The organism is Streptococcus sp. 11273D007BT, assembly GCF_053547195.1.
On sequence record NZ_JBPWPE010000001.1, the window covers coordinates 40,042 to 63,081 of the forward strand.

The 23,040-nt window shown below is 38.0% G+C and carries 25 protein-coding genes and 1 pseudogene; 10 read left to right on the forward strand and 16 right to left on the reverse strand.

Going from position 1 to position 23,040, the window contains the following annotated elements; translation table 11 throughout:
* Positions 1–49 precede the first annotated feature (49 nt).
* From ACEE75_RS00220 to ACEE75_RS00240, 5 genes are all read left to right on the forward strand, one after another.
* Complete coding sequence (locus ACEE75_RS00220) at positions 50–700, forward strand: cyclic nucleotide-binding domain-containing protein (RefSeq protein ID WP_447575502.1); 651 nt, start codon at positions 50–52, stop codon at positions 698–700.
* A gap of 92 nt (positions 701–792) precedes the next feature.
* Positions 793–1,599: a formate/nitrite transporter family protein gene (locus tag ACEE75_RS00225; protein WP_354367181.1), complete on the forward strand. Its 807-nt coding sequence runs from the start codon at positions 793–795 to the stop codon at positions 1,597–1,599.
* Between the two features lie 172 nt (positions 1,600–1,771).
* Positions 1,772–2,098, forward strand: coding sequence for a PadR family transcriptional regulator (locus ACEE75_RS00230; RefSeq protein ID WP_354367179.1), 327 nt, complete (start codon positions 1,772–1,774; stop codon positions 2,096–2,098).
* Positions 2,085–2,666 (forward strand): DUF1700 domain-containing protein, encoded by a 582-nt coding sequence (locus tag ACEE75_RS00235; protein ID WP_447575501.1) that lies wholly within the window; start codon positions 2,085–2,087, stop codon positions 2,664–2,666. Before ACEE75_RS00230 ends, ACEE75_RS00235 begins: the two co-directional genes overlap by 14 nt.
* 1 nt (position 2,667) lies before the next feature.
* Positions 2,668–3,597, forward strand: coding sequence for a DUF4097 family beta strand repeat-containing protein (locus ACEE75_RS00240; protein WP_447575500.1), 930 nt, complete (start codon positions 2,668–2,670; stop codon positions 3,595–3,597).
* Positions 3,598–3,733: 136 nt separating this feature from the next.
* On the opposite strand, the gene ACEE75_RS00245 is transcribed toward ACEE75_RS00240, so the two are convergent.
* From ACEE75_RS00245 to ACEE75_RS00255, 3 genes are all read right to left on the reverse strand, one after another.
* Positions 3,734–4,096, reverse strand: coding sequence for a DUF1304 domain-containing protein (locus ACEE75_RS00245; RefSeq protein WP_447575499.1), 363 nt, complete (start codon positions 4,094–4,096; stop codon positions 3,734–3,736).
* Entirely contained in the window at positions 4,096–4,539 is a 444-nt protein-coding gene (locus ACEE75_RS00250; RefSeq protein WP_354367171.1) for a MarR family winged helix-turn-helix transcriptional regulator, read from the reverse strand. The genes ACEE75_RS00245 and ACEE75_RS00250 overlap by 1 nt, the downstream gene beginning before the upstream one ends.
* An 88-nt stretch (positions 4,540–4,627) precedes the next feature.
* Positions 4,628–7,045, reverse strand: a complete 2,418-nt coding sequence (locus ACEE75_RS00255) for a YhgE/Pip family protein (RefSeq protein ID WP_447575498.1) — start codon at positions 7,043–7,045, stop codon at positions 4,628–4,630.
* A 128-nt stretch (positions 7,046–7,173) separates the two neighbouring features.
* Here ACEE75_RS00255 and ACEE75_RS00260 point away from each other — a divergent pair, with 128 nt between their 5' ends.
* Positions 7,174–7,710: a TetR/AcrR family transcriptional regulator gene (locus ACEE75_RS00260; RefSeq protein ID WP_447575497.1), complete on the forward strand. Its 537-nt coding sequence runs from the start codon at positions 7,174–7,176 to the stop codon at positions 7,708–7,710.
* 117 nt (positions 7,711–7,827) lie between these two features.
* Here ACEE75_RS00260 and ACEE75_RS00265 read toward each other — a convergent pair whose 3' ends face one another.
* From ACEE75_RS00265 to ACEE75_RS00310, 10 genes are all read right to left on the reverse strand, one after another.
* The gene (locus ACEE75_RS00265) at positions 7,828–8,718 is read right to left on the reverse strand and encodes a hypothetical protein (protein WP_447575496.1); all 891 of its coding nucleotides are present in this window, start codon (positions 8,716–8,718) and stop codon (positions 7,828–7,830) included.
* Positions 8,719–8,820: 102 nt separating this feature from the next.
* Complete coding sequence (gene rpsD / locus ACEE75_RS00270; RefSeq protein WP_354367163.1) at positions 8,821–9,432, reverse strand: 30S ribosomal protein S4; 612 nt, start codon at positions 9,430–9,432, stop codon at positions 8,821–8,823.
* Positions 9,433–9,795: 363 nt separating this feature from the next.
* Entirely contained in the window at positions 9,796–10,068 is a 273-nt protein-coding gene (locus tag ACEE75_RS00275; RefSeq protein ID WP_354367161.1) for a Veg family protein, read from the reverse strand.
* A gap of 9 nt (positions 10,069–10,077) precedes the next feature.
* On the reverse strand, positions 10,078–11,439 hold the full coding sequence (dnaB, locus tag ACEE75_RS00280) for a replicative DNA helicase (RefSeq protein ID WP_447575495.1): 1,362 nt from the start codon (positions 11,437–11,439) through the stop codon (positions 10,078–10,080).
* Positions 11,440–11,468: 29 nt separating this feature from the next.
* The gene (gene rplI / locus ACEE75_RS00285; RefSeq protein ID WP_354367157.1) at positions 11,469–11,921 is read right to left on the reverse strand and encodes a 50S ribosomal protein L9; all 453 of its coding nucleotides are present in this window, start codon (positions 11,919–11,921) and stop codon (positions 11,469–11,471) included.
* A 3-nt stretch (positions 11,922–11,924) separates the two neighbouring features.
* Positions 11,925–13,895, reverse strand: a complete 1,971-nt coding sequence (locus tag ACEE75_RS00290) for a DHH family phosphoesterase (RefSeq protein WP_447575494.1) — start codon at positions 13,893–13,895, stop codon at positions 11,925–11,927.
* A gap of 78 nt (positions 13,896–13,973) precedes the next feature.
* Positions 13,974–15,872, reverse strand: coding sequence for a tRNA uridine-5-carboxymethylaminomethyl(34) synthesis enzyme MnmG (mnmG, locus tag ACEE75_RS00295; protein ID WP_447575493.1), 1,899 nt, complete (start codon positions 15,870–15,872; stop codon positions 13,974–13,976).
* Positions 15,869–16,291, reverse strand: coding sequence for an NUDIX hydrolase (locus ACEE75_RS00300; RefSeq protein WP_447575492.1), 423 nt, complete (start codon positions 16,289–16,291; stop codon positions 15,869–15,871). Before ACEE75_RS00300 ends, mnmG begins: the two co-directional genes overlap by 4 nt.
* A 16-nt stretch (positions 16,292–16,307) precedes the next feature.
* Positions 16,308–16,760: an NUDIX hydrolase gene (locus ACEE75_RS00305; RefSeq protein ID WP_447575491.1), complete on the reverse strand. Its 453-nt coding sequence runs from the start codon at positions 16,758–16,760 to the stop codon at positions 16,308–16,310.
* A gap of 141 nt (positions 16,761–16,901) precedes the next feature.
* Positions 16,902–17,228 carry a winged helix-turn-helix transcriptional regulator gene (locus ACEE75_RS00310; RefSeq protein ID WP_002938209.1) on the reverse strand — a complete coding sequence of 109 codons (327 nt, stop codon included), beginning with the start codon at positions 17,226–17,228 and terminating at the stop codon, positions 16,902–16,904.
* 125 nt (positions 17,229–17,353) lie between these two features.
* Between ACEE75_RS00310 and ACEE75_RS00315 the strand changes: the two genes are divergently transcribed.
* Positions 17,354–17,743 carry a nuclear transport factor 2 family protein gene (locus tag ACEE75_RS00315; RefSeq protein ID WP_002941856.1) on the forward strand — a complete coding sequence of 130 codons (390 nt, stop codon included), beginning with the start codon at positions 17,354–17,356 and terminating at the stop codon, positions 17,741–17,743.
* Positions 17,744–17,785: 42 nt separating this feature from the next.
* Here ACEE75_RS00315 and mnmA read toward each other — a convergent pair whose 3' ends face one another.
* Entirely contained in the window at positions 17,786–18,907 is a 1,122-nt protein-coding gene (mnmA, locus tag ACEE75_RS00320; protein WP_449164885.1) for a tRNA 2-thiouridine(34) synthase MnmA, read from the reverse strand.
* Positions 18,908–19,198: 291 nt separating this feature from the next.
* Between mnmA and sdaAB the strand changes: the two genes are divergently transcribed.
* The 3 genes from sdaAB to ACEE75_RS00335 all read left to right on the forward strand — a co-directional run bounded on the left by sdaAB (position 19,199) and on the right by ACEE75_RS00335 (position 21,542).
* A complete protein-coding gene (gene sdaAB, locus ACEE75_RS00325) occupies positions 19,199–19,870 on the forward strand; it encodes an L-serine ammonia-lyase, iron-sulfur-dependent subunit beta (protein ID WP_276761433.1) in 672 nt (223 codons plus the stop codon).
* 11 nt (positions 19,871–19,881) lie between these two features.
* Positions 19,882–20,754 carry an L-serine ammonia-lyase, iron-sulfur-dependent, subunit alpha gene (gene sdaAA / locus ACEE75_RS00330; RefSeq protein ID WP_276761334.1) on the forward strand — a complete coding sequence of 291 codons (873 nt, stop codon included), beginning with the start codon at positions 19,882–19,884 and terminating at the stop codon, positions 20,752–20,754.
* A gap of 158 nt (positions 20,755–20,912) precedes the next feature.
* Positions 20,913–21,542 (forward strand): HAD-IA family hydrolase, encoded by a 630-nt coding sequence (locus tag ACEE75_RS00335; protein WP_276761337.1) that lies wholly within the window; start codon positions 20,913–20,915, stop codon positions 21,540–21,542.
* Between the two features lie 15 nt (positions 21,543–21,557).
* On the opposite strand, the pseudogene ACEE75_RS00340 reads toward ACEE75_RS00335, so the two are convergent.
* Positions 21,558–21,830 (reverse strand): annotated as a pseudogene (locus ACEE75_RS00340) (transglycosylase SLT domain-containing protein); the annotation flags it as partial.
* Positions 21,831–22,458: 628 nt separating this feature from the next.
* On the reverse strand, positions 22,459–23,004 hold the full coding sequence (apf, locus tag ACEE75_RS00345; RefSeq protein ID WP_276761340.1) for an aggregation-promoting factor: 546 nt from the start codon (positions 23,002–23,004) through the stop codon (positions 22,459–22,461).
* Positions 23,005–23,040 lie beyond the last annotated feature (36 nt).

A 23,040-nucleotide genomic window follows, 5' to 3' on the forward strand; every position in this document is an offset into this window, starting at 1 on the left:
ATTTTATGATAAAATAAATATGCTAAATCTCACACTTGGGAGAGAAAAAATGAAAAAAATTTCCTATAAAGGACAATACCATTTGCCAAAAGAGCTACCTAAAGTAGTCCTTGACCAATCCTTTTTAACAAGCTACTCACATGGGGAGCAAATCCATCAAGCAAATACACCCTTAGATTATCTCTTTTTTATGATCAAAGGAAAAGGCAAAATCCTTCTGACGCAAGAAAATGGAAAAACCACAATCATCCAATTTATTCACCAAAATGATTGGATTGGAGAGTTAACCATTTTAGGCGCAGAGACCGAAACACGAGAAATTCGCTCCATCGGACACACAATCTGTCTGGCTATTCCTATGTCAGTAGTAACAGCCTATCTTCTTAATGATATTACTTTTATTAGACTGATGGGAGCTTATGCTGGGCATAAACTGGTGAGTCGAACCATGCATTTTTCTAAGAACCAAAACTATATCTTAAAACATCGCTTAGCTAGTTTTATTTTAGAAGTCAGCTCTGACAACCTCTATCAAGAAAATCATATGCAAGTGGCAGAATATCTAGGCGTGAGCTACCGCCACCTTTTACATACCTTTAAAGATTTTCGACAAGAAGGACTCGTCACCAAAGTGGGACACCAGTGCTTTAAGATCAACCTAACAGAGATTGAAAAACTGGCTATCCAAGATCCTAATTAATTTGTGAAAAGGCTTACATTTTTGCGGTTTATTTGTTATACTCTTATGGTAGAGGGAATTGATTCCCAATCAACTAAAAAGAGGATTTTGATGTGGCAAAAGAACAAGACACACTGATTTACAACATTGACAAAAGCATCAAGAAAAAGGCTGATTTGATTAACTGCCATTACTGGGCTTATGCTGTACGTTCGATTATGGCAAGTGTCTATTTAGCTTTGGGACTAGCAATCTCAGCCTATAGCGCTGACAAACTTAATCATATCGTTGAAGGACTCGGCAAGTTTAGCTATGGCTTGATGTTTGGTTGGTGTTTAGTGATGATTTTATACATGAATGCTGAACTTGGGACATCTAATATGATGTATATGACCTCAGCCATTCATAGAAAAGTCATCCCAACCCGAACAGCCCTTAAAATTTTAGCAACCTGTATCTTCTTTAACTTTATTGGTGCAGTTATTGTCTGCTTCTTACTCTCTTACACAACTCCCTATCAAATTGGCCATGTTGCACCTGATAGTTATCTGATTGAAGCCAGTATTGCTAAATTAGCTAAATCACCTCTCACACAATTTGTGGAAGGAATCTTTGCCAATATCGTTGTTAATATCGCTGTTTTTGTGACCATGCGGATGAAAGATGATGCTGGACGTGTCATTTCTCTTATCTTTATTATCTTTATCTTTGCTTTTTTAGGTTTTGAGCACGTTATTGCAAACTTTTCAACCTTCTCGCTAGCCTTTTTCTCAAATGGAGGACCTGTTGAGGGCATGACATTGGGCTCTATCCTATCTAACTTCTTTTTCTCAGGACTTGGTAACTATGTTGGAGGCGGTCTCTTAATCGGCTTACTTTATAGTTGGTTAAGTAATAAATCAGATCTTTACATTGACTAAATCAAAAAAGTCTGTAGAAAGTACTTCTATTTGAAGAATTTTCTACAGGCTTTTTCCTATTCTAAAATATATAAAAATTTTATATATAAAGTCTTGACTTTTTCTCTTAATAGGTATATATTTTATATATAAAATAATTATATATAAAATTTTTACACAAGGAGGTGGGATTATGTATTTTCCAGTCCCCTCACTCTTAACAGAGTTTCTTATCCTCGCCATCGTTGAAAAAAAGGCATCTTATGGCTATGAGATTAGCCAGACCGTTAAGCTCGTAGCTGATATCAAGGAATCAACCCTCTACCCTATCTTAAAAAAATTAGAAAAAAGCGGTTACTTGAGCACCTACTCCGAAGAACATCAAGGACGAAAACGCAAGTACTACACTATCACCAGCTCTGGGCACGCGCAACTGGATTTTTTAAAAACAGAGTGGAGCAACTACAGCCATACTATTACAGATATTATCGAAGGGAGATTAAGACATGAAAAAGACTGAGTATCTAGCTCAACTAGAAAAATACCTAAAAAAATTACCTCACGAAGACTATTTAGAAGCCATGGAATATTTTAATGAATATTTTGATGAAGCTGGACCTGAAGCAGAAGAGGCTGTCATCGCAGAGTTAGGCACTCCAAAAGAAGCCGCTCATGAGCTTATCACCAATCTCCTTGATAAACAATTTGACCAGCAGGTAGAAACACCAAAGCGCAGTCCTAAAGAAATTGTTAGTCTCATTATCTTGGCCATTCTAGCTGCACCAGTTGCTTTTCCTCTTGCCATCTCTATCTTAGCTATTAGTTTTGCTTTTATTGTTGCCATCTTAGCCGTCCTTTTTGCGCTTCTAATAACTGGATTAAGCTTTATCATTACAAGTGGGGTGACTTTTTACGAAACGCTCACTAATCTTTCTGGAGCTAGTTCAAGCCTAGCCTTTGGTATTGGCATTAGCCTTGGTTTACTTGGTGGAGGTATCTTACTCACTCTCATCACCATCACCTTAGGGAAATGGACTGGGCGACTTACTGTCAAAGGACTAAGAGCAGCTTTTAAAGGAGGCAAATAACATGAAATTTAAAAAACTTTGGATTACCGCACTCCTTCTCTGCCTAGCAGGAGCAGTCTTAACCACTATTGGGCTGTCAGGAGGAGCTTTAAAAGAACTTGAGAAAACTTATATCACAACAAAACGACAAGACATCACCTTAGAGAAGTTCAAACAATTAGACATTCAACTAAAAAATCAAGGTCTTTGGATTGTTCCTTCTGACGATGATCAGGTACATCTTGAGTACTATCAAGATACCAAACAAAGCCAGAAACCTATCCAGTACCAGTTAACAAATGGTAAGCTGACCTTAACAGATACCCTCACTGAGTTTTCAGGCATACATGTGGCTAATCTAAAAGATTGGGTTCGTTCACTCTCAAATCCCTATCAAAATCAACCTTACACCATCATGCTCTCCATTCCCAAATCCATGACTCTTGATACTATTAAAGCCCAGTCACAAACTGGTGAGATCTCAATTGATCAAGTCAATGTGAAAAATCTTACTATTACTAGCCAAGATGGTAGTGTCATATTGGGGGCAATCCAGCCAGAAACCACACAAATCAAAACTCAAACAGGTGCCATCTCCCTTTCTAAAACCAAACTAACTCAACCCATTCTAGAAAGTATCGATGGAGAAATATCAGATTATGGTAGCCATTTCACACAGGCTCAATTCAAAACACAAACTGCTGAGATTTACCTAGACCAGTCCCTATTTAAAGGTCAGACGGCTATCGCTAGCACTGATGGTAATATCACCCTTCAATTGCCAGAAAGCCAAGAATCTCAAACACACATTTCAGCTACTAGCACTGATTTCGGGCAAGTTTCTATTCCTAAAAGTTACGCGAATAACACAAATTCAAGTACCACATTAGATTTAAAAACCGACACAGGAGATATTTCCGTTAACCCTAGCTACAGTGAGAACGACGAGTAAAAAGAAACAGGCATGAGCCTGACCTTTAAGTAACTGAGCTTTCCTTTATCCATTCTCTTTTTAACCTTTAACAGTCTCCTATGTGCTGAAATTTTATACAAACTATGAAAAAATGCTAGCGTCAGCTAGCATTTTTTTAAAACAGTAAAAGACTAATAAGCGCCAAAATAGCAGGTCCACCTTGTGTCAGAATAATTTTCTTATTAGCAGTCAAAGCCCCATAGGTTGCGGCTAAAATCACAAAAAGTAAGAAAATCATCACAATTTCTTTAGGTTGAGTAGAGAAATAAATCCCATAAAGTAAAAATAATGCCACTAAGCCATTATAAATCCCTTGATTTTTAAAGAGATTGTTAACAGAGGCACGTGATAACTCCTCTTTGGACATATTAAAAACACGACTTGTGCTATCAGATTGCGTCGCAATCGTTTCTAAATACATGATATAAAAATGCTCAACAGCAACGACAGTTGCTAAAATAATAGTAATCATTGACATTAGTTTTTTTCTCCTTTTAAATACTCTATGTCCTCTAATCCATTGACTAACTTATTAAGTAGTCTAGATAGCTCTACTTTTTCATCATCCGACAGGATGTGCTCCATCTCTTCTTTTATTTGTAGATGGTGTTCAGGCGGGGAAAGACTTAAATCACGCTTAGCTTTATCAGTAGCATAGACAATCATTTCCCTTTGGTTTTTAGGATTCCGTACTTTTTGAACATAGCCTCGCTCCTCTAAAATTTTCATGTGTCGCGTAATGGCTGCACGATCGATCTGTAATAAATCCTCTAACGTTTTTTGGCTACAAGGCTCATGAGCTAATAATTCCTCTAAAAGCTGATAACGCGTTAAACTAATAGCCAGTCTCTCTTCGAATAACTGACTGATCTGTTGTTCACTGACTTTTATTTGATATAAAAGTTTGGGAATAGCCGTCATTTTTTCTCCCTTCTTTTGTTGATTTATCAATTGTTGATAAATCAATTATACTATTTAAAAAGAAAAAAGCAAGACTTTCGTCTTACTTTTATGAATTTTTTTTGCTTTGACGGTTGTAAAGCCCTGCTCCTAATACGATGAACAGTAGCATAAATAAGCCCAATACTAAAAACTCTTGTCCAGCCTGACCTGTCATTGAAATCGTTTGACGTAATCCAGCTACCGAATAACTCATGGGTAAGAAAGGATTAATCATTTGGAAGAATTTATCGGTCAGAGGCAAAGGGTATGTCCCTGCACAAGAAGCTAACTGTAACAACAACAATATAATTGACGCAAAAGCACCAAAACGTTCATGCCAAGTATAAAGAGCTGTGACCATTGCCATAAAAGTACAACTAGCCAAAACAGTTAACAGATAGGTTTGCCACTCATGATTAGCTGTTAGACCAATCAAATGGATAGCAAAGTATAAAATGGTCCCAGCCAAAACAGCTATTACGCCATTGACTGCAAGTTTACGAGAAATCCAATCAAGGCGTCCTTTAGGCTCTTTTCCAGATACTGTTTTTGTAAAAATCATGTTACTTGATAAGGCCGCAACCATTAAAGCTACTGACATCATATATGGCGCCATTCCAACACCATTTGTTTTGACCTGATCTGTATCGGTGTGGTTTAACGTAACAGGACTAGAGAGGCTAGAGGCATTGTCATCATTAGTTGACACCGTTGACAACTTATCACTAGCACTTGTCAATCCACTCGCTAAAGAAGCAGTTCCCGTGTTTAAACTAGATAAACCATTCATCAAGCTTAAACCACCTTGGGCTAACTGAGAAGATCCTGATGAAATTTGACTAGCACCCGGACTTAATTGACCAGCACCATCAACCAATTGTGAAGATTTGCTATTTAATGTCGTTGCCCCTTCCTCAAGTTGACTAGCACCTGTAACTAGCTGACTACTATTACTTGATAATTGACTAGCACCTTGTGAAAGTGTCGAAACAGCAGAAGTATAACGCTCTACACCTACTTGAAGTTGATTGGCACCTTCACTAAGCTGATTTTGGAGAGTCTCTACCCCTCCTGCGACTTGTTGGCTTCCTGGAACCAATTGTCCAGATAAAGCTGACGAAATTTGTGTCAATCCACTTGACAAACTTGTCAAACTACTTGAAGCAGCGGGTAGTACTTGGTTTGCTACTCCTTGCAACTGATTAAGTCCTGCTTGCTGATTAGAGGTGTCAATAGACGACAAGGTAGATTGTAAACTAGAGACTTGACTCAAAATAGACTGTGCTTCACTTGCTAAAGAACTCCCACCTCCTAGAGCAGAGGTTAATTCAGCTTGCTTATCTGGTGAAAGTGATTGATAGGCTGAAGTAGCCTGAACCTTAGCTAGTGCAGAAGACTCCTCTGAGGCAGAACTTGCAATAGCTTGAGCACTTGTGGCAATGGCTGATAAATAACCTGATACATCAGGCAAGTTTGTTGTCTGAGAACCCAATCCCTGAATACTCGTGTTGAGTTGTTCCAATCCTTGGCTAAGTTGACTAATTTGAGCACTTTGACTTTCTGACAAACCAACTTGACTTGACAGACTGGTTAAGCCAGCTGTCAATTGATTAGCACCATCTACCAAGGTTTGAATCTGGCTCGATGCAGCACTTAGCTGATTAACACCGTTAAGCAAATTAGCTGACTGAGCATCTAGCTGACTAGCACCACTAGCTAATTGATCGACACCATTTGTATAACTGGCAATACCTGAGCTAAGACTGGCAGAGCCTGAAGCTAATTGCGAAACACCTGCTGTGTATTGTCCTAAGCCCACTGATAAGCTTTCTGCCCCATCCGAGAAAGTCAAACTCGAACTTGCTAACTGATTTAAATTATCAGATAATGTTTGACTACCATCTGATAGCTGTTTAGAACCATCTTCTAATTGCTGGCTTCCTTTGCTAGCTTTTTCCAACCCATCTGATAATTGAGAAACATTTTTAAAAAGACTACTAGTATAGGTGTAGCTGATATTTTTAGCAACACTGTCTTTTAATTTGCTCATCGCTGTTTCAGCCATCTTACTTGCCACAAAACTGTGTCCTTTTGATGTTTGATAAGAAATGGTCATTTTTTCAGGATGATCAGTTAATAAACTAGCTGCATTTTGAGAGAGATCTTTGGGAAGAGTAACCACCATAAAGTAGGTTCCTTCTTGCAAACCTTTTTCTGCCTTTGATGCGCTGACAAAATGATAGTCCAAAGCCTTATTTTTAGACATATTATCTACCATATCATCACCGATACTCAATTTTTTCCCTTGATAAGTGGCTACCTTATCTTGGTTTACAACTGCAACAGGTAACTGACTCACTTTTCCATAAGGATCCCACATCGAACTTAGAAAAATAATATTATATAAAGCTGGTATCAATGCTAAACCGAGCATCGTCACCCATAACATCGGTTTTTTTAGAATTGCTCTCCATTCTTCTAGCATAATTTCTCCTTTTTGGACATATTGTCTAATTTTTTGATATAATCATATTATACGATTTCATTATGATATTACAATATAAAAACTTCATTTTTAGACATAGTGTATAAAATTGTCTACAAGGAGAAAAGATGACCGAAGACAACAGAAAACAACGCACAAAAAAAGCCTTAGAAAAGGCTATGGCCAATTTACTCAAACAGCAAAGCTTTGATAACATTACCACCACTAAATTAGTGCAAACAGCAAAAATTAGTCGCTCAAGCTTCTACACTCATTATAGAGACAAGTATGAGATGATTGAGCAATACCAACAGACTGTATTTGCTAACATTGAATATATCTTTGATAAGCACGATTTAGATAAAGAAGCTATTATGTTAGAGGTTTTTGATTACTTAAACAGAGAAGAATTATTAGCGGCCCTTCTCTCTCACAATGGAACACGTGAAATCAAAACATTTATACGACACAAATTGCAAATCCTCCTCACCAGAGACCTACGTTATCGTTTCTCAACAGAAGAGCGCTCTGAATTAGAAGAACTATATAGCGGTATCTACTTTAGTCACGCTATATTTGGGGTCTGCCAAAAATGGATTGCTCGAGGAAAAAAAGAATCCCCTCAAGAAATCACCAAACTCTTACTTCAACTCCTTGGTAAATAACAAACTCACTATTTTTAGTATGCCTAAATAAAGGAAATCTAGGCCATTCTAATCGCACACACTCCAGTAAAAAAGCATCCGAAAGATGCTTTTTTTTTTATTATATTATCTGTTCTACTAATCTTGAAATGTTATATTTTCCCACTCTAAGTTTTCATTAACATAATAATTGGAATAATAGGATGACTGATTTTCAGAAACAACATAATATCCTGCTTTTAGTTGAGAATGTTCAATTTTTTTAGCATGATCTTCAAAATAAGAAATATCAGAATCAGTTGAAATCTGCAGGGTGGTAGAACCCATACTAAAATATTTAAAGGGGTCTAAGGTATTAATCCCCAAAACAGGTGCTGTACCATTTTTATTCGCCTCTTGTAGATCTTTTTTTAATTCTTGGTTGAGATCAGAAACATTGGCTGAGAAGGCCTCACCAGACCATTCGTCAATCTCTACTTTAACATTTTCTAAGCCTGAGGCTTCTAACGACTGTTCAAGAGAGCGTCGGTACAAATCCATTTTCTCATTTTTAAATAAGGCAACATCAAAAAACTCACTAAAAAGTTGGCTATCTCGCTCATACGAGTCTGAGTAATGCCCTGTATATAAATCAACAATTTCATTATAAGTATAGGTTGGCTCTTTCTTATTCTTGTCAATTCCAATAACGAAATGGTAGGTCATTTTACTCTGTCCAACCTTTTCTGTATAAGTATAACTCATTCTTTGATTATGTAGATTGGATTGATTCTCCAAGTGACTAATTTCCCCTTTAAAACCTGCCTTTTTATAAATAACAGGAACTCTTTTAGAACTGATTTCATAGGGAACACTTAAGGTACTATCATAAGCATAAAACAAACTAGCAATCGTACCAAGAAAAATCACTGAATATACAACACACACTGTAATAAACAGATACTTCGCTATCTTTTGAATCCTATCTTTTAACAACATAGCATCTTCCTTCACATTTCTTTCATCCTCATATAATTCGTAGGTTTTCACAATCTCAACTTTTACTAGCTTTAACCCAATAGACTTATAAGTTCTTGTAAGACAAAGCAAAAAGCCCACTGTTGTAGGCTTTTTGTAAGATATATCTTAAAATTAAAGCATTTTGTTGTAGAATTCAACGACAAGTGCTTCGTTGATTTCTGGGTGGATTTCATCACGTTCTGGAAGACGAGTAAGAGATCCTTCAAGTTTTTCAGCATCAAATGATACAAATGCTGGACGTCCAAGTGTTGCTTCAACTGCTTCAAGAATTGCTGGTACTTTAGCTGATTTTTCACGAACTGAAATCACTTGACCAACTTCAACACGGTATGATGGAATATCAACACGTTTACCATCTACAAGGATGTGACCGTGGTTAACAAATTGACGAGCTTGACGACGAGTAGTTGCAAGACCAAGACGGTAAACAACGTTGTCCAAACGACGCTCTAAAAGAGTCATAAAGTTGAAACCAAGAGTTCCACCTTTAACTTTTGAAGCTTGTACGAACAAGTTACGGAATTGTTTTTCACCCATACCGTAAGTGAAACGTAATTTTTGCTTCTCAGCTAATTGCAAACCGTATTCTGAAAGTTTTGAACGGTTATTTGGTCCATGTTGACCTGGAACGTAGTTACGACGAGCAAGTTCTTTGCCTGTACCTGTAAGAGACAAACCTAAACGACGGGCTTGTTTCCATGATGGTCCTGTATAACGTGACATAAAAATGTCCTCCTAAAAATAATATAATTTGTAGGAAATAACGTCTTAGAAGATCCTGATTCGTGCAGGAAATCTTCGCCTAAACAGCAAAGGTTACTTTTCTAGCTGACTTCCTGTTGACGAGCTTCATATCTTCCTGCTGTTATTTCACACAAATTACATTCTATCATATACCGAGATATTTGTAAAGTTCTATTGTCTTTAATTTAGAGTAGTTTTTTAAAATTAGACTTATTTTCCTTTATGTTAAGCCCCATCAGTATAACTTTTCCATACTTTAGCTCATGAAAAAACAGCCCACTGGACTGTGACTCGCTTCTTCATCTTTTAGCTCATGAAAAAACAGTCCACTGGACTGTTTTTTTAATCAAAATATCTAATTAGTGTTTTTTCTGTTAAAATATCTGAATATGTATATGACTCTACATAAGTATTATCAATAGCGCCAGGAATAGCAGCTTCATCTCGATACTCTACAATAAATAAAGAAGGATAGACTTCAATTAAGCGACCAACCTTGGTCTTTTCACGCTTACGACCATTTTCTAAGGTCAACTCAACCTCTTGTCCCTCATGTTTTTTTATATCTTCCTTTATTTTCTTCATCTTAGCAACATCTGAAAATGCATCACTCATCTTTTTCTCCTATCTTTCTTCAAATTGTGCAATGCTAGAAAACTTGTTATATTCTTTTTGGAACATTAATTTGACGGTTCCTCTAGCACCAGCACGGTTTTTTTCCAAAATAACTTCAATTGTATTATCTACCACATGATCTGGATCATCTTTATCACTACGATCATAATAATCATCACGATATAAAAAAGCTACGATATCGGCATCTTGTTCAATTGACCCTGATTCTCGAATATCTGATAAAACTGGTCGCTTATCTTGGCGTTGCTCCACTCCACGTGACAATTGGCTCAGCGCAATCACAGGAACACGTAATTCTTTGGCCAAAATTTTAAGTTGTCGGGAGATATCAGAAACTTCTTGTTGACGATTTTCTGGCTTTGTCCCAGTAATCAGCTGTAAATAATCAATGACAATTAAACCTAGACCACCCACTTCTTTTTCTAATTTACGTGCTCTAGCACGAATCTCGGTAATCTTAATCCCTGGAGTATCATCGATATAGATCGGAGCTTCCGCCAAGTTCCCCTGGGCAATGGTCAAACTTTGCCATTCCTCCTCTGTTAACTGCCCTGTTCGTAAGTGATGAGCGTCAACAAGACCTTCAGATGCCAACATACGATCAACCAGACTTTCTTTCCCCATTTCCAAAGAAAATATAGCCACAGGTTGTTTCATTTTAGTCCCAACATTTTGAGCAATATTCAACACAAAAGCAGTCTTACCGACAGCTGGACGTGCCGCTAGAATAATCAACTGATCAGGGTGTAAACCTGTTGTAATCTTATCTAAATCTCTGAATCCTGTCGGTAATCCAGTGACATCAGATGTTTGTTGCGCTCGAATTTCTAAATTTTCATAGTTGATGGCTAACACTTCTGAGATTTTACTAAAGCCACTCTTATTGCTTTTCTCATTGATATCAATCAGAGATTTCTCTGCCCCTGATATAATATCCTCTGAGGGGGTTGTCGCATCGTAAGCTTGGTTGACAGATTCTGTCAACCTGCTAATGATATTGCGCAACATTGCTTTTTCTGCAACAATCTTAGCATAATATTCTGCATTAGCACTTGTAGGCACGCTATTGACAATCTCTAAAAGATAAGTCATGCCTCCAATATTCTGTAAATCATCTTGATCACTTAAAATTGTTCGAATTGTCAAAGCATCAATCGCATCATCACGTTCGCTTAGAGTAATCATAGCTTCAAAGATGATCCTATGTGCATACTTATAAAAATCCTTAGGCTCAATATATTCTCGTACCGTAATTAACTTATCAGGTGATATAAATATAGACCCCAAAACAGACTGCTCTGCCAGTAAATCTTGAGGCGGAATACGGACATCAAGTGTCTGTTCAGACAAGCTTGTCACCTCCTAATCATTTCATAAGTTTACGCTTGGTTGACACGGATATTGATAACCCCTTCAACCTCTTTATGAATTTTCACCGGAACATCAATTAATCCAATAGCACGAATAGGTTGTTCAACCTTAATATGACGCTTATCAAGCTTAATCCCAAATTGCTTAGCTAATTCTTCAGCAATTTTCTTAGCGGTAATAGACCCAAATGTTCTACCATCAGGACCGACTTTTTCTGTAAACTGAACTAAGGTTTCCTCTTTTTCCAACAAGGCTTTGATTTCTTTAGCTTCTGCTAGCAACTCTGCTTCTGCTTTTTCTTGGGACTTTTGTTTACCACGCAATTCTCCAATTGCTTGACTGGTTGCCTCTTTGGCAAGATTTTTCTTAATAAGGAAATTTTGAGCATATCCTGTTGGAACTTCTTTTACTTCTCCTTTTTTTCCTTTACCTTTAACATCTTGTAAAAAAATAACTTTCATTTTTTATGACTCCTTATATTGATAATCTGATTTTATCTTTGTTACTAATATCTCTCGAACTTGCTCAATCGTCTCGCCGTCAATCTGACAGGCAGCTAAATTAAAGTGACCGCCACCACCAAGATCTTCCATAATCCGTTGGACATTGATTTTACTTCGACTTCGAGCTGAAATAGCGACTTGCCCTTTATTATTACGAGTCAGGACAAAGCTAGCCTCTATTCCTGACATCTCTAGCATCGTGTCTGCTGCTTTACTAGCAATGACATTAGTGTAAACTTTATCATCAGGACCACTCGCAACAATAATATTGGGTACGATACGCTCCCCTTGTAAAATTAATTCATTAATTGAACGGTATTCTTCAAAGTCAACAGCCGAGATATTTTGAATTTCCACACTATCACTGCCATTAGCCCTCAGATAACTGGCGACATCAAAGGTGCGACTAGTGACACGTGTCGTAAAGTTCTTCGTGTCAAGCATAATTCCTGCCATCAAAACACTAGCCTGTACCTTACTAAGCTTGTTGGTAGGTGCATTTTGAAATTGGATTAACTCCGTCACTAACTCACTGGCACTACTAGCACCACTTTCTATAAACGTCAATACGGCCTGACTTGGAAAGTCTTTATCGCGTCTATGGTGATCCACCACAATAACTTGCGTGAATTTCCTGTAAAATTCCTCTGAGAGTGTTAATTGAATTTTAGAATGATCAACCATAATGAGTAAAGATTCTTTGGTTACCTTACTCATGGCATCTTCCACTGTTATAAGATGACTTTTGGCATCGGCCATCAAACGTCCTAAGGCTTTCCTAATATCTGAAGTTAATTCGTTTGGATTATAAACAGTGTAAACTTTGTCAATGATATTAGAAGCAAAAAAATCCATCCCCACAGCAGATCCTAAAGCATCCATATCTAAATTTCTATGACCAACAATAAAAACAGAATCCACAGATCTGATACGATCAGAAATTGCAGTCATCATCGCTCGAGTTCGAGTTCGAGAGCGTTTAACCGTTGACACAGTACCACCACCAAAGTAAAGTAACTCTTTGTGCTCTCCAACTTCTTTGACAACAGCTTGATCCCCGCCTCTAACTAGGGCCATATTGAGATTTTCCAAAGCTACTCTGCCAATCGTATCGTGTTGATGATCGCCATAAGAAACCCCTATACTCAGGGTTAAAGGAAGATTTTGCTCTTGAGAAGCATTTCTAAATTGCTCTATTAAGGCAAATTTTCCATTAATTAAATCATCTAAGACACCATAAGACGTGAAAAAATAGAATCGGTCCATATTAACCCGTCTATAAAAAATATCCTTTGATTTAGAAAAGCTTGAAATAAAATTGGCAATGAAACTATTGATTTGAGAGACTTCCGCATCTGATAATTCTTCAGTCAAGTCATCGTAATTATCTATAGAAATAATCCCAATAACTGGTCTTGCAAACCTTAACTGAGTGCTAACCTTAGCATCAACAGTGCTATCAAAAAAATAAAATAAACCAGATGACTCATCTAAATTCGTCAGATAGTAATTTTTTCCAACTCTAATGCGCTGATTACTGGCATGGGCACGTTTACTTTTAATCAAGCGACTAATGCTTTGACTATTAAATTTACCGTCGTCATTAGAAAATATGAGCTGAGCATAGGGATTAAACCACTCCACTGCATAAGTCTCTGGATGGAATTTAATGACGCCCACAGGCATGGTATCTAATAAGTTTTTTAAACTAACCTCTGTCTCATCATTAAGGCGTTCTATTTGCTCTATTTCATTCCACTCATATGTTGTTTTTTGATAGTAAAGCAAATAAATTAATGTTGCTAGGGCTAAAAAAACAACAAAAAGAAGACCTATCTTTGAAGATATTATCAAGCTAAAAATTGCTACGATACCAAACAAAATCATACCAATCATGATCAATTGAATGGTGTCAAAACGAATCTTTTTCATTTATCCTACCTCTTAACTAGCAATTATAACATAAAATTGCCTTAAAATAGATTACAATTGCATGTTAAGTGAGATCCATCAATTCTTCCGACGCGCTTTATTATTCCCTTCTAAATAAACCATCAAGATAGAAATATCTGCTGGATTGACCCCAGAAATTCGACTGGCTTGACCAATGGTCTCAGGATTGATTTTCTTAAACTTCTGACGTGCTTCTGTTGCAATCGAGTCAATTGCATCCCAATCAATATTGCTTGGAATACGCTTTTCTTCCATACGCTTCATCTTTTCAACCTGATCTAAGGCCTTATTGATATAGCCCTCATATTTAATTTCTGTTTCAATCAGTTCAATGAGCTTTGCATCTAGATCCTCAGCTGCAGGGCCAACAAAAGAAACCACATCTTGGTATTTCACTTCTGGACGTCGCATAAATTCTTTAGCTGTCACAGCATCAGCTAAGGGTTTAAAGCCCATTTCTTCCACTTTTTTATTAGTTGCTGCGATAGGTTTTAATTTTATAGATTCTAGGCGATTAAGCTCATTATCAAATTGGTTCTTCTTAATTTCAAAGTGTGTCCAACGCTGATCATCAACCAGACCAACCTGACGACCAATAGGGGTAAGGCGCATATCTGCATTATCATGGCGAAGAATCAAGCGATACTCTGCTCGACTAGTTAAGAGGCGGTAAGGCTCCAGTGTCCCTTTTGTCACCAAATCATCAATCATCACACCAATATAAGCATCACTACGTTTTAAAATTAACTCTGGTTTGCCTTGAACTTTCAGGGCTGCATTAATCCCAGCAATCAAGCCTTGACCTGCTGCTTCTTCATAACCTGATGTGCCATTTGTTTGTCCTGCTGTAAAAAGACCAGACACTAGCTTAGTCTCTAAAGTTGCACGCAACTGATGAGGTAGAATGATATCATATTCTATTGCATATCCGGTACGCATCATTTCAGCTTTTTCCAATCCTTTAATAGAGTGGAGCAACTCCTTTTGTACGTCTTCTGGTAAACTCGTGGAGAGTCCTTGGACATAAATTTCTTCAGTATCCCGTCCTTCTGGCTCTAAAAAGAGTTGGTGTCGTTCCTTATCTGCAAATCGAACAATCTTGTCCTCAATAGATGGACAGTAACGTGGGCCAACCCCTTTTACGATTCCTGAAAACATGGGAGCACGGTGCAAATTATTATTGATAATATCATGACTATTTTGATTAGTGTAAGTCAACCAGCAAGGCACTTGGTCTGTGACATAATCTTCATCTTTTGATAAAAATGAAAAATGATTCGGTGTTTCATCTCCTGGTTGAATTTCTGTAACACTGTAATCAATCGAGCTAGCTTTAATCCTCGGAGGTGTCCCTGTTTTGAAACGCCCAATTTCAAAGCCTAAGTCACGAAGATTATCAGCTAATGTCACAGACGCTAAACTGTTATTAGGACCTGAAGCATATTTCAAGTCTCCTAAAATAATTTCTCCTCGAAGAGCGGTTCCTGTCGTTACAACAACTGCTTTAGCTGAAAAATATTGGTTCGTTGCTGTTCTAATCCCAATAGCTTTACCATCTTCCACTAAAATTTCATCTACCATCGTTTGACGAAGAGTTAGGTTCTCTTGATTTTCAACTGTACGTTTCATACTAAGAGCATAAAGTGCCTTATCAGCTTGGGCACGAAGCGCACGAACTGCTGGACCTTTGCCAGTATTTAACATTTTCATTTGAATGTAAGTTTTATCGATATTTTTGCCCATCTCTCCACCCAAGGCATCGATTTCACGAACAACAATCCCTTTAGCTGATCCTCCAATCGAAGGATTACAAGGCATAAACGCCAACATATCAATATTAATCGTTGCTAATAGAGTCTTACACCCCATTCGACTAGCAGCCAAGCTAGCTTCAACGCCTGCATGTCCTGCACCGATTACAATAACATCATAATCTTCAGTAAATGTATATGTCATATTTTCCTCTTTTCTAATATTTCAGCAAGATATGGAACTAAGTTTTTCTTATTTTTATCGCTAGGGGCTAACCATAGAAAATCTGTATGCTCTTCTGGGTCAAGAAAAATGGTTTTGGGCTGTTCAAGAAGCTTCACTTCATAGACCAGCCTCGTAAATACCGTCTGTTTTTCTTCATCAAACTGACTATCCTCATGGATAATGGTCAGATTTTCTCTGACTATCGAAATACCAGTTTCTTCATAGCATTCTCGAACAGCAGCATCACGAGGCAATTCATTCTCCTCGACACGACCACCCGGAATATCCCAATACTGAGGAAAAACGTTGGGCTTACCACGCTTGATTTGTGAACGCTGAATAATTAGGTGACTATCTGCAACAGTCAGTAAAACATGGGCAATCAGTTTGACAGGCATGGTTCCTCACTTTTTTCTAGTTATCCTTATTGACAAAATGCTGCAACTGTCCCTTCCAGCCAGCTAGCTCCGTCTTGAGAAAAGCAGGATTGAGGTCAAGATTTTTCAAGTCTGTAAAGGCAATCCACTCACACTGACGAATAGAATCTCCTTCTTCCAGATAGGTAACTGGCTCAGACAGTGGGGTAACAAGGTAGAGAAATTCAATCTGATGATAGGATTTCTCCTGCAAACTAAACTGATTTTCAACGATGAAAGCCAGCGGTCCAACCTCCACATCAACTCCAAGTTCTTCTCGCATTTCCCGTTGCACAGCCTCTTTGGTTGTTTCGCCAAGTTGAATAGCACCACCCAAGGTATAGTAGTTCCCCTCAGGTGCCCTTACAAGAAATAGTTTTTCATCTTTTACTAACAATCCCGTCGCACGAACACCAAATAACTGATTGCCTATCACTGTCCGAAAGTCCATCTTCTCTCCTCAATAGCAAAAAATAGCCAAAACTCTCGAAAACTGCAGGACAAAAAAGCCTACAATTCCCATGAGCTTTGACCATCATGATAATTGTTACTCTTATTCTATCAAAAGATTTGTAGAATTTCAAATCTGGTGTTACGTTAACGTTTCAATATATTCTAAGCCCCAAGCCTCAACAGCATCCAGTACCGACCGAAATTTTTCGCCCATTTCAGTCAAGCTATACTCTACACGAGGGGGGACTTCTGCATAGACCGTGCGACTAATAATGCGGTCCTCCTCCAATTGTCTAAGGTGCCTTGTTAACATGGTTTGAGTAATACCTGGAATCAGTCGCTGTAATTCATTGAAGCGTTTCGTTCCTGTACTGAGTTGGTAGATAATCACCAATCCCCACTTACCAGTCAAGACTTTTTGTGTTGTTGCAAAAGGGCAAATGCCATATTCACTAACTTTTTTCAAAAAAATTCTCCTTTATTTATCACAATAGTATCACTTTTGATACCAACAAATGCAAAAGTACCTACTTGCATAATTGACTACTTCCACTATAATTGTACTATATCAAAAAAATTGGAGGACATCAAATGTCAACAAACTTGGAAATTTTTAATGCCTATAACAATGCTCTCATCGCTGGTGATTTTGCAGCTCTTTTTGAAACTATGGCAGATGACATTATCTGGCATCAACCAGGAAATCATTCAACATCTGGTGCTAAAATTGGTAAAGAAGTACTCGGAGCACATCTAGCAACTTTCGCCGAAAAAACAAATGGAACTTTCAAAGTAGTGACAAACTGGGTGTCAGATAATGATACTCTTGTTGCCGCTAACGTAACATTCCTCGGTACTCGAACAGATGGTGAAGAACTAAACATGAATGGCATCGATCTTTTCCGTATGGAAGATGGCAAAATCAAGGAAGTTTGGCTCTTCTCAGCCGACCAAAAAGCTGAAGATGCTTTCTGGGGATAAGATAAAAAGCTTAGCATGAGGGTGCTAAGCTTTTATTTTTGATTAAATATACTGACAAGCCTCTCCATCCTTATAGGCCATGTCGATCATACCTCCGCCCAAGCATTCTTGTCCATCATAGAAAACAACAGCTTGTCCTGGTGTGATCGCCCGTTGCGGCTCTGCAAAGATGACCTCTGCCTTGTCCCCTTTCACCTTGACAGTCACTTGACTATCTGGTTGACGATAACGAAACTTAGCTGTACATTCCAAAGTGAACTCTTCTGGCATCTGACGTGTAAAGTGAACTTGACTTGCTTGTAAAGACGTTGACATAAGAGATTCATGATAGAAACCTTGGCCGACATAGAGAATATTTTGGGATAGGTCTTTTCCGACAACAAACCACGGAGTATTGTCCCCACCGATTTGTCCACCGATACCAAGCCCGCCACGTTGTCCAATGGTGTAATACATCAAGCCTGCATGTTCTCCCATGTCACGACCATCAACCGTCATCATACGACCTTTTTGAGCAGGTAGATACTGACTGAGGAACTCTTTAAAGTTTTTTTCACCAATAAAACAGATTCCTGTTGAATCTTTCTTTTTAGCTGTTGCTAAACCAGCCTTCTCAGCAATCTCACGAACTTCAGATTTTTGCAAATGTCCCAAAGGGAACATAGTTTTCTGCAATTGTTCTTGTGATAATTGGCTAAGGAAATAGGTCTGATCCTTACCATTATCTGCTCCACGTAGCATATGAACGATACCATCTTCATCACGTGACACCTGAGCGTAATGACCAGTCGCAACATAGTCTGCTCCTAAATTCATAGCATAATCCAAGAAAGCCTTGAATTTGATTTCCTTATTACACATGACATCAGGATTTGGCGTGCGCCCCGCCCGATACTCTGCCAGAAAATACTCAAATACACGATCCCAATACTCTTTTTCAAAGTTGACAGAGTAGTAAGGAATACCAATTTGGTCTGCCACAGCTGCCACATCTTTATAATCTTCTGTGGCTGTACAGACCCCAAATTCATCTGTGTCATCCCAGTTTTTCATGAAAACACCAACAACATCATAACCTTGCTCTTTTAAAAGAAGAGCCGTAACAGATGAGTCAACACCTCCACTCATACCAACAACAACACGTGTTTTAGAGTGATCACTCATTATTCTTCTCCCATCAATATAAGATACCTCAGCTTAAAATCAATACCAAAAACATTTAGGATTTTCCGTCTCTAAAATGTTAAGCTTGACCTTTTCGCTCAGGTTCAATGTTAACTTAGCAGTATGATCTAAGTCATCAAAATTCGATTTGAAGGTCGATTTTGAAACGCAAAACTTGCGCCTAAACATTATATCACGATGTATCTGGAATGCAAGCGTTAAACGATGCCATTTTTTATTCTCTTCAATAATTTGTTATAATAAAACTGCGTTAAAAAAGGAGATAAAATGATGAAAGCACTAAAATTTCAATCCGTTTTTGATATTATTGGCCCTATCATGATTGGACCATCATCAAGTCATACAGCAGGAGCAGTGCGCATAGGAAGAGTCGTCGCCTCAATTTTTCACGATATTCCAGAGGAAGTTGAGTTTGAACTCTATCATTCCTTTGCCAAAACTTATAGAGGACACGGGACTGACTTGGCTTTAGTTGCAGGGATTCTAGGAATGGAAACAGATGACCCTAGGATTCCTAAAAGCCTTGAGATTGCTCATCAAAAAGGCATTAAAGTCTATTGGAAACTCAACAAAGAAAGTAATACTCCCCACCCCAATACAGCTAAAATTACGGTCAAAAAGGAAAATAAGAGCATGAGTATTACTGGAGTTTCTATCGGTGGAGGGAATATTCAAGTCACTGAACTTAATGGTTTTTCTGTTTCTTTAAAGATGAATACACCAACCTTGATTATTGTCCATCAAGATATTCCTGGAATGATTGCTAAAGTCACCGACATCCTATCCTCACAACACATCAATATTGCCCAAATGAACGTGACACGTGAAAAAGCTGGCGAGAAAGCCATTATGATTATTGAAGTGGATTCTAGAGATTGTGAAAAAGCGATGTTAGATATCCAAAATATCCCTCATTTACATAATGTCACTTACTTTGATTAGAAAGGATTGCTATGTTTTATTCCATAAAAGAATTGGTCCAACAAGCAGATGATTACCATAATGGTAGTGTTGCTGACTTAATGATTGCCACTGAAATGGAACTCTCTGGTCGCCACAAAGAAGAAATTATTTCTTTAATGTCTAAAAACCTTGATGTCATGCTTGACTCTGTTCAAAAAGGGCTAGATAATCGTCAGTCTATCAGTGGGCTCACTGGAGGAGATGCTCTAAAGATGGATCGTTACATCCAACAAGGACCTACCTTATCCGATACCACAATATTGATGACTGTTCGAAATGCCATGGCCGTTAATGAATTAAATGCCAAAATGGGACTGGTATGCGCAACACCTACAGCAGGTAGTGCTGGTTGCCTACCAGCAGTCCTATCAACGGCTACCCAAAAACTCCAACTTAACCAAAAAGAACAGCTTGATTTTCTATTCTCAGCAGGTGCTTTTGGTCTTGTCATTGCCAACAACGCCTCTATCTCTGGTGCAGAAGGTGGCTGTCAAGCTGAGGTTGGGTCTGCCGCTGCCATGAGTGCTGCTGCCCTTGTCTTAACAGCTGGTGGGTCTGCTTACCAAGCAAGTCAAGCTGTAGCTTTTGTGATAAAAAACCTTTTAGGATTGATTTGTGATCCTGTTGCTGGGCTTGTCGAAGTCCCTTGTGTCAAGCGTAATGCTTTAGGTAGTTCCTTTGCATTTGTCGCTGCTGACATGGCTTTAGCTGGAATTGAATCAAAAATACCAGTTGACGAGGTAATTGATGCGATGTATCATGTTGGCTCTAGCCTCCCTACTGCTTTTCGTGAAACAGCTGAAGGAGGTCTCGCCGCTACACCTACTGGAAAACGTTATGCCAAAGAAATTTTTGGAAAATAATTCCGTTGACTTGATGAAATAGACTAAATCAAACTGCGTTTAACATCCCTATTTTTTATAAACCATCTAATAGAAATACTTTTTATTAAGGTTTAATCTCATGCACAAAAGTTTACACCTTGACAATCACCTTTACACTGTCTTTACAGGAGGAAACAATGAAAACAATACTATTTGACCTTGATGGCACTCTGTTAGACAGTAGTCCAGGCATTCGACACTGTTTTATCAAAACCTTTAAGGAGCTTGGACTGCCTGTACCAAATGATCAAACCATTCAGAGTTTCATAGGACCTCCTCTTGAAACCACTTTTAAAACAATTAATCCAAACCCTGAGTTTATTAAACTTGCCATTCAAACCTATAGACGCTATTATCAAGAAACAGGTGTTTATGAGGCTACTGTCTATGAGGGAATCGTGCAGGCTTTGGAAGAGTTAGTGACGTCTGGCTATCAACTTTTTATCACAACAAGTAAAAATCAAGAAATGGCCACTCTTATGATGAAACATTTTAAACTTGACAAATACTTTACAGCTATCTATGGCTCTACACCAACCGCTTTTATCAAAGCTGATGTTATCAAACGGGTTATAAATGATTATCATCTGACATTGCATGAAACTTGTATTATTGGCGATACCAAATTTGACATTATTGGTGGAAAAACAATAGGCATCAAGACCATTGCCGTAACTTGGGGATTTGGACAATCTAAAGATTTAGCACAAGCAAATGCTGTCATTAAACAACCTTCTGATATCAAAAAAGCCCTTGAAACTATATAAGTTTCAAAGGCTTTTTTACATACCCCAGGCAGATAAACCTTGAGCATTATAAGCATTTAGAGCTGCGTTAACTTGATCTTGCACAGTAGCTGTCGAGCCCCATCCTGGCATAGTCTGAAAGAGACCAGAAGCACCCGACGCATTTGATGCAGTTGCATTACCATTTGATTCACGCGCAATAATATATTCCCAAGTTGATTGTGGAACGCCTGTTGCTGCTGCCATCTGTGCTGCTGCCTGACTGCCAACTGTACCCGCTGTATTTCCATTACTAAGCACATAACCTGTTTGCTGGACTGGAGCTGAGGCTTGACTATAAGCAACTGTCGTTTGTGGAGTAACGGACTGTTCTGCACTATTGGAATAAGCCACCTGCTCTACATAGACTGGAGCAGTATCTGTAGCCTGAGTAACTGATGCGCTCTGCGTTGCTTCTGTAGAGGTCACCAAAGTATTAGTATCATCTGACATTGTGACATCAGCCATATCTACCTCTGATTCCGATACAGATACAGGTACAGATACAGGTACAGAAGTACTCTCTTTCTGAGAACTTGCACTTTCAACCAATAATTTTTTATTTAAACTACTAGTGGAAGTTACTGATAAATTTTTTTCTGACTTAGAAGAAACTTTTTCTTGTCCAAGAACTGTTAAAACTGCCACTAAACAAGTAAGTAATAGACTAGCTATAATAGCTAGTAGTTTCATTCTTTTTACTTTAGCCAAATGTAATTCTTTACGACGCATATTTTTTATCCTACCTTTTTCTTTTCCGTTATCCATCATAGCTTTTAAATGTTACCTGCATTTTGATCTTGTGTTAAAAATGTTACAAAAAAATTTAGTTTTTACAAAAAAACGTTTTCATAATAGATAAAAAAATTCATCAGAAAAAACTGATGAATTTATACTATTAATACCAACCATTAGCTAGCCAGAATGACTTAGCTGCTGACCATGAACCATAACGAGAAGTAACATAATTATCTGCTACTTTTTCTTGATTTTCAGGTGACAAATCACCATTCAAATATGAGATGGTTAATTGGTAACGACCATAATACTGACCATTTTGCGCTGTATAACTGCCACTAGATTCTTTTTGTGCAATCCACTCTTTTGCTTCCGCATCAGCTGCACTCAAACTGCTTGTTGTTACAACTTCCGTTGTACTAGAAGTGGAGCTACTATTAGTTGTTGCTGTGCTAGCAGTAGATGATAACTCCAAAACTTGCCCAACAGATAAGATATTAGCATCAGTCAACTGGTTTAAAGAAACCAAACTATCCACACTCGTTTGATGAGTGGCTGCAATAGAAGATAGTGTATCACCTGATTGCACTGTATAGCTATCTGCATTAACCAAGGCTGGTGCAAAAATTCCAGCTGCTGTTGCCAAAGTAGCTACTCCTAGTTTGATAGAATTTTTCTTTTGATTTAGTACTGATTTGATAGTCATAATAGACTCCTTTATTTTTTCTTGATGTTCTATATG

Coding starts and splice junctions, on each gene's coding strand:
- mnmG (WP_447575493.1), bottom strand. CDS start 15,872: ATGACATATACATTTACTGAAGATTATGATGTTATTGTAATCGGTGCA.
- ACEE75_RS00300 (WP_447575492.1), bottom strand. CDS start 16,291: ATGCCTGTCAAACTGATTGCCCATGTTTTACTGACTGTTGCAGATAGT.
- sdaAA (WP_276761334.1), top strand. CDS start 19,882: ATGTTTTATTCCATAAAAGAATTGGTCCAACAAGCAGATGATTACCAT.
- ACEE75_RS00240 (WP_447575500.1), top strand. CDS start 2,668: ATGAAATTTAAAAAACTTTGGATTACCGCACTCCTTCTCTGCCTAGCA.
- ACEE75_RS00275 (WP_354367161.1), bottom strand. CDS start 10,068: ATGAGTGATGCATTTTCAGATGTTGCTAAGATGAAGAAAATAAAGGAA.
- mnmA (WP_449164885.1), bottom strand. CDS start 18,907: ATGAGTGATCACTCTAAAACACGTGTTGTTGTTGGTATGAGTGGAGGT.
- ACEE75_RS00245 (WP_447575499.1), bottom strand. CDS start 4,096: ATGTCAATGATTACTATTATTTTAGCAACTGTCGTTGCTGTTGAGCAT.
- ACEE75_RS00255 (WP_447575498.1), bottom strand. CDS start 7,045: ATGCTAGAAGAATGGAGAGCAATTCTAAAAAAACCGATGTTATGGGTG.
- rplI (WP_354367157.1), bottom strand. CDS start 11,921: ATGAAAGTTATTTTTTTACAAGATGTTAAAGGTAAAGGAAAAAAAGGA.
- ACEE75_RS00335 (WP_276761337.1), top strand. CDS start 20,913: ATGAAAACAATACTATTTGACCTTGATGGCACTCTGTTAGACAGTAGT.
- ACEE75_RS00250 (WP_354367171.1), bottom strand. CDS start 4,539: ATGACGGCTATTCCCAAACTTTTATATCAAATAAAAGTCAGTGAACAA.
- ACEE75_RS00230 (WP_354367179.1), top strand. CDS start 1,772: ATGTATTTTCCAGTCCCCTCACTCTTAACAGAGTTTCTTATCCTCGCC.
- ACEE75_RS00260 (WP_447575497.1), top strand. CDS start 7,174: ATGACCGAAGACAACAGAAAACAACGCACAAAAAAAGCCTTAGAAAAG.
- ACEE75_RS00220 (WP_447575502.1), top strand. CDS start 50: ATGAAAAAAATTTCCTATAAAGGACAATACCATTTGCCAAAAGAGCTA.
- ACEE75_RS00290 (WP_447575494.1), bottom strand. CDS start 13,895: ATGAAAAAGATTCGTTTTGACACCATTCAATTGATCATGATTGGTATG.
- ACEE75_RS00235 (WP_447575501.1), top strand. CDS start 2,085: ATGAAAAAGACTGAGTATCTAGCTCAACTAGAAAAATACCTAAAAAAA.
- ACEE75_RS00315 (WP_002941856.1), top strand. CDS start 17,354: ATGTCAACAAACTTGGAAATTTTTAATGCCTATAACAATGCTCTCATC.
- ACEE75_RS00305 (WP_447575491.1), bottom strand. CDS start 16,760: ATGGACTTTCGGACAGTGATAGGCAATCAGTTATTTGGTGTTCGTGCG.
- apf (WP_276761340.1), bottom strand. CDS start 23,004: ATGACTATCAAATCAGTACTAAATCAAAAGAAAAATTCTATCAAACTA.
- rpsD (WP_354367163.1), bottom strand. CDS start 9,432: ATGTCACGTTATACAGGACCATCATGGAAACAAGCCCGTCGTTTAGGT.
- sdaAB (WP_276761433.1), top strand. CDS start 19,199: ATGAAAGCACTAAAATTTCAATCCGTTTTTGATATTATTGGCCCTATC.